Source organism: Hyunsoonleella flava, assembly GCF_004310325.1.
GTDB classification, from domain to species: domain Bacteria; phylum Bacteroidota; class Bacteroidia; order Flavobacteriales; family Flavobacteriaceae; genus Jejuia; species Jejuia flava.
Genome location: NZ_SIRT01000048.1, coordinates 1 through 308, shown reverse-complemented (window position 1 = coordinate 308; position 308 = coordinate 1). Strand labels below are relative to the sequence as shown.

Below are 308 nucleotides of genomic sequence, written 5' to 3'. Positions count from 1 at the left end.
AATGTATATCATGGCGTAGCAACCAATGTAACTATATGTGTACATGATGAATATATTTTTAACGATTTAGACAAAAACATAGAAGTTGGTCGTTACCATTATTGGGTTGTAAATTCAGAATTACCAGACAGTTTAGAAGCTACCTCTTTTGATGCAAACGGACAGGTCATGTCACTAAGACACAAAGTATATGATGTTAGAGGTGTACAATACCACCCTGAATCTGTTTTAACACCAGAGGGTAAAAAGATTTTAGAAAATTGGGTTAATAATTAGTCAATAGTAAAAATGAAAGACATACTTAACAG

The 308-nt window shown here is 32.5% G+C and carries 1 protein-coding gene; it reads left to right on the top strand.

Annotated elements, in window-relative coordinates:
- The coding region (locus tag EYD45_RS16595; protein ID WP_449404365.1) for a type 1 glutamine amidotransferase family protein at nt 1-276 on the top strand (276 nt) is incomplete at its 5' end.
- Nucleotides 277-308: the final 32 nt, after the last annotated feature.